Source organism: Brevundimonas sp. GN22 (genome assembly GCF_054824005.1).
This window is the reverse complement of the sequence record NZ_JSYD01000092.1, coordinates 1-10079: the sequence shown is the minus strand read 5'-3', so window position 1 is coordinate 10079 and position 10079 is coordinate 1. Positions and strand designations below refer to the sequence as shown.

General features: G+C 59.5%; 9 protein-coding genes and 1 pseudogene. 5 read left to right on the top strand and 5 right to left on the bottom strand.

Features of this window, described 5'->3' with window-relative positions; genetic code table 11:
- Positions 1-496, bottom strand: a pseudogene (locus OB03_RS12135) (transposase); the annotation flags it as partial.
- Between the two features lie 195 nt (positions 497-691).
- Entirely contained in the window at positions 692-1324 is a 633-nt protein-coding gene (locus OB03_RS12130) for a LuxR C-terminal-related transcriptional regulator (protein ID WP_461344314.1), read from the bottom strand.
- Between the two features lie 188 nt (positions 1325-1512).
- Between OB03_RS12130 and OB03_RS12125 the strand changes: the two genes are divergently transcribed.
- Genes OB03_RS12125 through OB03_RS12105 form a run of 5 tightly spaced genes read left to right on the top strand, consistent with a single transcriptional unit; the run spans position 1513 to position 6577 of the window.
- Positions 1513-2043, top strand: a complete 531-nt coding sequence (locus OB03_RS12125; RefSeq protein ID WP_292050926.1) for a DUF4402 domain-containing protein — start codon at positions 1513-1515, stop codon at positions 2041-2043.
- A 55-nt stretch (positions 2044-2098) separates the two neighbouring features.
- On the top strand, positions 2099-2947 hold the full coding sequence (locus OB03_RS12120) for a fimbrial biogenesis chaperone (protein WP_461344313.1): 849 nt from the start codon (positions 2099-2101) through the stop codon (positions 2945-2947).
- Positions 2944-5667, top strand: a complete 2724-nt coding sequence (locus OB03_RS12115) for an MSCRAMM family protein (RefSeq protein WP_461344312.1) — start codon at positions 2944-2946, stop codon at positions 5665-5667. Before OB03_RS12120 ends, OB03_RS12115 begins: the two co-directional genes overlap by 4 nt.
- Complete coding sequence (locus OB03_RS12110) at positions 5664-6194, top strand: hypothetical protein (RefSeq protein ID WP_461344311.1); 531 nt, start codon at positions 5664-5666, stop codon at positions 6192-6194. The genes OB03_RS12115 and OB03_RS12110 overlap by 4 nt, the downstream gene beginning before the upstream one ends.
- Positions 6191-6577 carry a hypothetical protein gene (locus OB03_RS12105; protein WP_292050930.1) on the top strand — a complete coding sequence of 129 codons (387 nt, stop codon included), beginning with the start codon at positions 6191-6193 and terminating at the stop codon, positions 6575-6577. Before OB03_RS12110 ends, OB03_RS12105 begins: the two co-directional genes overlap by 4 nt.
- Here the strand turns inward: OB03_RS12105 and OB03_RS12100 are convergent.
- From OB03_RS12100 to OB03_RS12090, 3 genes are read right to left on the bottom strand one after another with little or no spacing between them, the layout of a single operon-like run.
- Complete coding sequence (locus tag OB03_RS12100) at positions 6568-6843, bottom strand: Hpt domain-containing protein (RefSeq protein WP_292050931.1); 276 nt, start codon at positions 6841-6843, stop codon at positions 6568-6570. The genes OB03_RS12105 and OB03_RS12100 overlap by 10 nt on opposite strands.
- Entirely contained in the window at positions 6840-7229 is a 390-nt protein-coding gene (locus OB03_RS12095; RefSeq protein WP_461344310.1) for a response regulator, read from the bottom strand. The genes OB03_RS12100 and OB03_RS12095 overlap by 4 nt, the downstream gene beginning before the upstream one ends.
- Positions 7226-9703: a response regulator gene (locus OB03_RS12090; protein ID WP_461344309.1), complete on the bottom strand. Its 2478-nt coding sequence runs from the start codon at positions 9701-9703 to the stop codon at positions 7226-7228. Before OB03_RS12090 ends, OB03_RS12095 begins: the two co-directional genes overlap by 4 nt.
- Positions 9704-10079: the final 376 nt, after the last annotated feature.

Sequence of the window (10079 nt, the reverse complement as noted above, 5' to 3'; positions counted from 1 at the left end):
GTTGACCGCATGACCCTCGCGCCGCAGCAGGACGTGCAGCGGCGATAGCCGAACCGGCGACGCTCCGGCGCGAGGGCCCTCAGCCGGTCGCGCAGGACGTCGTCATCCGGGCGTGTCGCCTGATAGCGCAAGCTCGTCCGATCGACGCCCAGAACACGGCACGCCCGCCTTTCGCTCATCTCATAGGCGGCTTGCAAATGACCAGCCGCCTCGCGCCAACCGGCGGGCGTCACCACTTTTTTCCCAGCAGGTCCTTCAGGGCCACGTTGTCCAGCATCGCGTCCGCCAACATCCGCTTAAGCCGGGCGTTCTCGTCTTCAAGCGACTTCAACCGCCGAGCCTCCGACACGTCGAGCCCGCCGAACTTGGCCTTCCATTTGTAAAAGGTCGCCGAGCTGACCCCGTGACGTCTACACACCTCCGCCGTCGTCACTCCGGCCTCCTGCTCCCGCAGGATCCCGATGATCTGCTCTTCCGTAAACCTAGATCGCTTCATTTTGTCCGTCCTTCGTTAGGGCGGACTCTAACTATTCCTGGAGGAGTTTCAGGGGGGTCACGTCAGACGAACTGTACCGATGCGCTATGGATCTCGACCCGAACCACCAAATCGCGCAACACCTCGGTCGTGATCTCTTCTTTGCCTACCCCTGCGAGTTAAACAATCCTTCTCTGACGGAAGGCGGACCAGTTCTTAATCGATCTTACCAAGGTGCCGGGCGCTGTTTAAGATGGCTTGGCTACGGTTAGGCGTGCCCAGCTTCCTTAGAATGGCTGAAACATGCTGTTTGACGGTTCCCTCCGTCAGACCTAACTCCCCGGCGATTTGCTTATTCAACTTACCCTCGGCCATCGCTTTCAATACGCGCATCTGGGCTTTCGACAGTGTTAGCAAACGCTTGTGGTAATCCTCTGTACGGGCTTGTGGAGTGATACCGATCGGGAAAATCGTTTCACCCCGCATCACACTGCCTATTGCATTGACCAATGTTTCGACGGGTTCAGCCTTGCTCAAATAGGCGTCCACATCAAACGATCGCGCCATGGAAACCATGTGTGGATCTACGCGCGCGGAAATGATCGCGAATTGGGATTTGGGCAAAATCTGCTGCAGCTGGATCAGCGCGCTGAACCCCTCAGCGTCTGGCAGCATAAGATCCAACATAACCATGCGCACGCGCTGGGAATGCCGACGGGCAAAGCTTTCCGCTTCAGCAGCGCTGGAAACCCGGCCAACCTCGAACTGCGGATAGGCTTTCGCCACTGCCGCTTCCAGAGCCTCGGCCACGAGCGGGTGATCATCAACAATAAGAACTATCCAACGCATTATACCAACGCTTCCTCTTCATATTGGGAAGCTGAACGCGGGCATTGAAGTTCCCGCGCTCGTCAGAAATGTAAGGCAAACCTATAACTTTGGTTCGAAAAACCCGTTTTTGCGGGTCCGGTTGATGGACCCGTGCTGAAATGAGGAAGATTTGGGTCCCAACGCAGTTTTCAACCGTTGGAGTTCTCATGAACCGCTTCGCTCTCGTTTCCGCCCTCGCCGTTGCCGCTCTGGGCTTTGCTGGTACCGCCTCGGCCCAATCGACCTCTTCGGCCTCGGGCCAAGGTTCGATCACCGTCATCCGTCCGCTGACCGTCACCAAGAGCGCGGACATGAAGTTCGGCACCGTTGTACGTCCATCGACCGGTTCCGGTTCTGTCGTCGTCAGCAATGCTGGTGCTCGCACCGTTTCGGGCGGCGTTGTTGCCCTGAACTCGGGTGACACCCCGCAGGCAGCCCAGTTCAACATCGACGGCGAAGGCGGCCAATCCGTCTCGGTCACCGTCCCGGCTACCTTCACCATGGCCAACGGTTCGGAAAGCCTGACCGTCACCACCAGCAACAATCTGGGCGCCAATGCATCGGCCCAAACCCTCAGCAACGCATTGGGTTCGGCAGGTTCGCTGAACGTACGTGTCGGTGGTTCGGTCGCTCTGCCTTCGACCGCAGGGACCGGCGTTTACACGGGAACCTTCACCGTGTCGGCGGCCTATAACTAAGGAATGATGGCCGCTGCGCCTATTCGCAGCGGCCTCCCGGTGGGTGAGATTTGGTATGAGACAGGGCTGGCCTCAATATGTTGCAAACACCGTGGCTGCTGCGGCTCTGGCCCTCTCCGCCAGCGTCCTGCCCACGAATGCCCAAGTCGGTGCCGATCTGAACATCTCGCCCAAGCGTGTGGTGTTCGCCCCCGGCGAGCGCAGCGCGATCGTCTATGTTTTCAACCAGGGCGACCAACCAGCGACATATACGGTCGACCTGGTCGACCGCATTATGCTGCCCGATGGCCAGATCATCGCCGCCTCAGAACGTCATGAACTGGACATTTCGTCGGCTGCAGATTTGGTCGAACACACCCCCCGTCGGGTAACCCTCCAGCCACGCGAAAGCCAGGCCATCCGTTTGCGTGCCCGCCCCGCTGGGGATGGCTCGGCCGAGCACCGCTCACATCTGACCATCACCGCTCTTCCCCCTGAGGACAGCGGTTTTACTGCAGCGCAGGCGGCTGCTGGCAATGAGGACGATCTCGCCCTTCAGGTCATTGCCCTGTTCAGCGTCAGCATCCCTGTCATCGTACGCGACAACGCTGCCGATGCCCGCGCCGGCATCAGCAACGCCCGTCTGGAGCAGGGAGCATCAGGCACTGAATTGGTCTTCGACATCGACCGTCTTGGCGCGAACTCCGTTTACGGCGATCTTGAAGTCCGTCTCGGCACCGCAGACGACGCGCCCCTGATGACGCTGGTGCGCGGCGTGGCTGTCTATCCGGAAATCAACAAACGCACTGTCCGCCTAGCCCTGCCACAAGCGGTACCCGCCGGTCAGGCTTTGACGCTTGTCTATCGGGACGATGATGCGCGTCCGGGCGAGGTGCTGGCAGTCACGCGGATTTCAGCCCCGTGAAAGCCCTTGGCTTTGCCAGCGCTATCGCGCTGAGTTGGAGCCTAGCCGTCACCGTAGCCCACGCGCAGGATGGCGCGACGGCTGCGGCGCTGGTTGATGCCGCCTCGCCCCAACCCTTTAGCAGCGATGACCTTTTGTGGCTCGAGGTGCGCTCGGGCCCTGTCCTTCTGGCCGAATCCGTCAACGTGTACGCATCGCGGACGGGCGTGTTTGTGCCCATTGGCGAACTGTCGCGGGTACTGGATCTCGCTGTCGGCGTCTTTCCAACCCAACGCCGGGCCGAAGGCTGGATATTGTCGCCGGACCGCAAGCTGACGGTCGATCTGTCCAACGGCAAGGCCATACTGGCAGGTCGCGAGGTCGCCATATCCGCCGACCAAGCCGCCATCTATGCCGATGACCTCTACCTTCGAATTGACGTGATTGAGCAGTTGCTCCCTGTGCGCCTGAAGCCTGATACCAGCGCTCAAGTCCTAGAGCTTACGCCGCTCGAGCCTCTGCCGTTTCAGCAACGCCTCGAACGCGACCAGCGTCGTGGCCGTCTGGGTCTGGGTGCCAGTGGCGATCAGCGTGTCGAGATCGCCACCCCTTATCAGGCCTTCACCGCCCCCGCCTTTGATATCAATATCGGCGGCCAAACGGGCCGCGACGGACGCGATCAGACCAGTCGTTATGACGTACGGGTTGCAGGCGACCTGCTATGGGCAGGCCTCGAGGCATGGATCGGGTCAGATGATGACGCAAACCTAAGCGACAGCCGCATCAGCCTTTCGCGCCGCGATAGCAAAGGCCATGCGCTGGGCGTTCTAGGCGGGACCCATGCGGGTATCGGCGATGTTTACACGCCATCGCTCGCGCTTGGGGCTGCCAGCATCAGCGGTCGCGGCCTGTTCTATACCTCGGCTCCGCGCGACAGTCTGGATATCGGCACGCCGCTGGATTTGCGCGGCGAGTTGGCCGTTGGCGAAGAAGTCGAACTGTATGTGAACGAGATCCTTTATGGATCGCAGTCCACGCCGGTGCAGGGCCAGTACGAATTTCTGGACGTGCCGCTAGCCTATGGCCTGAACACGCTTCGTCTTGTTTTCTACGGACCGCACGGTGAAACACGCGAGGCTGTACGCCGCATCAATTTCGGTGCCGGTCAGGTCGAGGCAGGCCGCGTCATCGTGCGTCTCGGTGCTGTAGATCAGGGCCGGACCCTGTTGGACCTGAATGATGATCCCGTCCGCCAGCCAAGTGTTGTTCCGCATGGCATGCGTTTGGTCGCCGGTGTGGATTACGGGCTTTCGTCAGCAATAACCCTTTCGGGCGGTGTTGCCCGTTTTCGGCCTGTCGCGGACGAAGAGTCGCGTTCAATGGTCACGTTCGGCCTGCGGACGTCTTTAGGTCCCTTTGCGACGCAGATCGACGCCGGTTGGGATGATCAGGATGGCCAGGCACTATCCGGCGGCTTTGCCGGAAGGGTATCGGGCATTTCCCTCGTCGGCAGGCATGCGGAGTACCGCAACGGCTTTATCGACGAGACAAGGCAGTTGGGTCTGGGTAATGCCTCCCCATTACGACGGGCCAGCGATTTACGCGCCGACGGCCAGCTGAAAGGCCCGCATTCCCAAACCATTCCCTGGTCACTCAATCTCAGGCGTCTCGAGCGCCGCGACAACAGCGCCCAGACGAATGCCGAACTGCGCGCCTCGACCCCAATCGGGCGTTTCTATGCGTCTAGCAGCATTGTCTGGGAAGAAGACAAGCGCGCCGATGAATCCCGTATCCAACGCTGGGCCGGAGCGAGCGACGTGGCCACATTGGTCGCGCGCCGCCTTCAACTGCGCGCCGGCCTGACCTACGGCCTTTCGCCCGACCTCAAGCTGGAGACGGGCTATCTGACCGCAGATTGGCAATTGCGCGACAACCAGGCCCTGCGCTTTGGAGTAGTCCGCTCGCTGGGTTCAGAAACACGTACTACGGTTCAGGCCTCGCACATCTGGCGTGCCCGTCGCTTCGATCTTGCCGTGAACAGCGCCGTCGAGACTGAAACAGGTGAATGGCGTGTCGGCCTACAACTCGGTTTTGGTTTTGGGTATGACCCCGTTAGTCGGGGCTATCGACTGGTTCGCAGCGGCGGTGCATCAGGCGGAGCAGCGGCCATCAATGCCTGGATAGATGCCAATGGTGACGGTATCCGCCAGTTCGACGAAGAGGGCGTTGCTGGCATCATAGCCGATGTTCCAACCGACACGCTCACCACGGATACCGCCGGCACAGCCTATGCGCCCGGCTTGGGCGACCCCGGCACTGCGGTCATTCGCCTCAACACCGAAGCGGTGGAGGACCCCTATCTCGTCGGCGGGCCTACCCTGCTTGCTGTCGAGCCCCGGCCGGGACGCACGGTTATCGTCAACTATCCGATGCAGCGATCCTCAGAAGTCGAACTCCGCGTCGTACTGGAACGCGTGGCAGGCGATAACCGTGCCTTGTCCGCCGTCAATATCGAATTGGTCGACAAGGATGGAAAGGTCATCAGCACCCGAAGCGACCACGCCGGTATCGCCTTCATCGAAGGCGTGCCTCCGGGCGAATACCGCGTCCGACTGAATGCGGAACAAGCGTCCACGCTGGGGCTTACAATGGACGATGAAGTACAGGTTCTTATCCCGCCTACGGGCGGTTTCGTCCGGGCCGGCACAATCATGGTCAGCCTGAAAGGAGCCAACTCATGACCCGATGGATTGTGGGCCTCATAGCGCTGTCTACGGTCTTTATGGCCATGCCCGCAGCGGCCCAGTTGTCAGTATCCCGTTCTCCAGCCGAAGCTCCAACGCTTGGCCGCACCATCCGCGGCCAGTCGACAACCATCTTTAGCGTCAGCACCAGCGGCGTGGTCACTCGCGTTTCAGGCGATTCAATCCGCTTGAGCACATCCTCCGTACGTACACCGACCATCACGGTATCCTGCGGATTTAACTCGCTGTCTTCGTTGTGCGCGTTGCGGCCGATCCGGGTGACCATCACGCCCGCCGGTGGACAGGGACCGGCAACCATTACGCGGCTCAGAGTCGCCAACCTGCGCGGGGCCACCTACCGCAGCGGATCTCCGGCCGAAGGGGCAACTGTCAGCTTCGATCTGGACCCTTTGGGCCTGTTCCGCGATGCAACCTTTGACCTGGGCATGGATGTCCGGCTGAATGGGGCCGCTCCCGGGGGCGAACACCCGTTCGATTATCTGGTGACGGCGCAACTGCTATGATCGCGATACTGCTAGCCTCGGCCATTGTACAGGCCAGCACGGGCGCACCGGATGCTACGGCAGCCATTACGGTGCACTCGGCCCTGAAAGTCTCCTCGGTGACCCCGATCCAACTTCGCACCAGCGCATTGAACAATCCGGCGATCATTGACGTGAGTGCCGATCCGAACCGCGCCTACCGTCTGCAGGTCCAGACCTATTTGCTTCAAGCCGATGGAGAGACGTCGCCCACCAGCGCAGCGTGGGCCGACGCCAGCCCGACGCCTTTGCCCCACGTCGACGCCAATGGCAATGCCCGGATCAAGCTACCCGACATCGACGGATTCCTGCGCCATACCGCGACGGGAGTACCTATGCTTCCTGTGCGCGTCGTCTACGAATAGAGGTCGCTTTCGGCGCGGATGATCTCGACCAACCGGTTCAGGGCTTCGTCCGACGGCCTGTTTCCAGCCCCAAACACCGCGTCGATCGCCAGCGCATATTCGGACAAGGCCGGATAACCGAACATGCCCGCTGCGCCTGCCAAACTATGCACGACTTGCTCCAGCACCTCGTAGTCACCGTCATAGATGGCACGCGATATCTTGTCGGCATCGGCGCGGGCCCGCTCTCTGAAGCGCGCTCGCAAAGCCTCCAGAGCGTCATTCATGCGCCCGCCCCCGCCAACAGGTCGCGCACCTCTTGCGCCAGCCCCATGGGGTCAAAGGGTTTGGTAATGACGCCTATGGCCCCCAAGGCCTTGTAATCCGCCACTTCGGACCCTTGCGCCCGTGCCGTCATGAATACGACCGGCGTACGCTCCAGCGCAGGCCGCTGGCGCAGGTGTTGAAGGACCATAGGTCCATCCATCCCCGGCATCATGACATCCAACAGGATCACGTCAGGCCGCAACCCTCCATCAAGGATGGAAAGGGCTTCAGGACCGGACGATGCACTGATCGAGGTTGTCATGGGGTCCAGATCAAACGACAACGCCGCCACTTCGCGGATATCCGCTTCGTCATCGACGTGTAGCAGGGTCAGTTGTTCCTTCATGTCATATCCTTTCGCGTCAGACGCCGTACCGTCCGAGCCAGCGACGAGACAGGCGTGCGCGACTTCACCAGAACGGCTTCGATACCCGCACCCAGTTCAAGATCGGCATCGCTGGCTGAATAAATGATAGCCGGTATCGGCGGCTGGTCCCCGCTCTCGAGATTGCCCAGCAATTCCAGACCGGAGCCGTCCGGCAGGCCGATATCCAGAATGACCAGATCGGGATGACGACTTTCCAGATAACGTCTCGCCTCGGCCAGTGATCCTGCCGCTTCTATAGTCGCCACTCCCGAAAGGGCGGATGCCGTGAGGCTGCGCACGTCCTCTTCATCCTCTACATGAAGGATCAAAGGTTGCGCCTTGCTCCCGGCGGTCGCCGCCTGAACCGCATGCAGCAGGCGATCCACTTCCAGCGGCTTTTCCATCCAGTCCAAGACTTGAAGCGATGCCGCCTTTGCCATGCCTTGCGAGATATCGGCGGACACAACCAGAATGGGCAGATCCCGCGTCAGGGCGGATTTGCGCAGCGCGCGGATCAGGCTCACCCCATTAGCATCGGGCAGTTGCAAGTCGATCAGCGCAGCGGCGAATTTCGTCTGACCGACCAGCACCAACGCCTCACGTGCGGTCGAGGCAACCTGTACCTGATATCCGTCCTCTTGCAGAATACTGCGCAACACCTCGGCGGCATCGGGATCATCCTCGACCACCAACAACGGCGGTCCATCCACCCGGTTATGGATAGGCACCGCAGCGACACGCGGCAGTTGCAGATGGAAGACGGCCCCATGGCCCGGATCAGGATCAAACCACAGCCGCCCACCATGCCGCTCTGCAATCTCGCGAGAAATGGCTAGCCCCAGACCCGTTCCCCCGCGCTGGCGCGTATCGGACGAGTCCGCCTGCGCGAATTTCTCGAATATTCTTGATCTGAATGCCTCAGGCACACCGGGCCCACGGTCCAACACAGTCAACGTGACCGTCGGTCCGTCATCTACCATCAGCCGGACCGTGACCGTCTCCCCGGAAGGGGAAAACTTCAAGGCATTGGACAACAGGTTCACGATCACCTGGATAAGTCGGTCCATGTCCCCCATGACCGTGGCTGTTGCCCGGCCATCCAGTTCGACTTGTACCTTGTGATCGGAGGCCATTCCGCTGACGGCATCAATCGACCGCATTGCCAGCTCACGCAAGTCCACCCGTTCCAAACGCAATGCCATCTGGCCGGATTCCAGTTTCTCGATGTCAAGAATGTCGTTGATCAACCGAACTAAGCGTTGACTGTTTGACTGGGCAATGCCGATGAGGCGGGCGGCTTTGTCGGGCAACACCCCTGCCGCTCCGCCCGCCAAAAGGCCCAGCGATCCGGCAATCGAAGTCAGCGGCGTTCGCAGTTCGTGGCTGACGGTAGAGACGAACTGTGACTTCATCTCGTCCATGCGCCTACGCTCCGAAACATCCTTGAGTGCCACGATTATATTGGTGGTATTATCTATAGTTACGGGGCTTACGGAAACCTCTGCAGGAAAAACAGAGCCATCCTTACGGCGCACGCATATTTCACCTTCGAGAGCTTCTTCTAGAGCGGATCGTCTATTTCGGAGCTGATCAAGGATACGTGGATCGCCCGATCTATCAAGATCAACAAAAAGTCTAACATTTTTACCAACCACGTCTTTAGAAGTCTGTTGTATCGCTTTTTCAGCTGCAAAATTTATTCGAACAACGTTACCATTATCTTCGAGTACGAGAAGCGGCTGAAAGCTGCCTTGGAAAAGTGCCTGCTGCTGACTGTCAGATGCTGCAACTTCTTTTAGCAAACCTGCTTGACGTCGCATGTAGTGCCAGATTGTGATCGCGGCACCTAACATCAGCAAGACGAACAGAACGGACAAAACTATCACGGCCCGACGCGTGCTTAATGCCTGGTGTTGGTGATGGGTTCGCAACTGTTCCAACATGGCAGCTTCTTGTTGATTCAGCAGGGCTATCTCGTCACGAATGCGGTCCATAGCCACTTTGCCCGAGAGTGCCCGGTCATGTCGTTCCGCTGCCGGTAAGTTTGTCGCTCTTTCTGCGCCAGCACGCAGCAGATCGCGCTTTGTCCGAACCAGTATCTCCAGACGCTCTAAACGCGCTGGGTCGCGTGCGAACAGCTGTTTCAACTGCGACCACTCGCTATCCAATCGGTCCTCGGCGTTTTGATAGGGCGCGAGAAAAACGGGATTTCGGGTCAAAAGGAAGCCACGAAGTCCTGTTTCGCCATCCTGAAGTAACGAAAAGACATCTTGCAGTTGCTCGCGGCGGTCATGTGCTTTGTTGAGCGCCCTTTCTAACTGTTGCTCGCCAGTCAATTCGCGCAGCGTCTGGTTTGCCATCGTGACGATGGCCAATAGAGCGAATGCCCCAAAAAATAAAAACAGCACATACGCGCGCTTGGCGCGGCGACTAGCGCCAGAACCCGTTACCAATCATCTCTCCTCCACGGTCTAGTTTAGTGAATGCGCAGAGGATGTGGGGGTTCACCGCGTTCAACGTGTGCAATGCCTCTGTCACGTCCAAAAAGACACAGCGACCAGTTGAAACCATCAGTTTTACAGCCCCCCACACACTGGTCATTTTTTAGACGGTAGCCGTCATTTTTGCGGCATCCGCATTTGTTCGCTACCTGAAGCGCTCACAATCGTTCTTGACCTGTTTGCCGCACATCCGAGCAGTCTGTTCACCATCGCCGAAATGGTTGAAAACTGGCGCGGGTTTGCCGATCGCCGCACACATTGGCACGGCGGCTGGCTGATGCGAGAAGCTCGTCGTTCGGGTGCCGTCAGGTTAACTGGGTACAGTCAA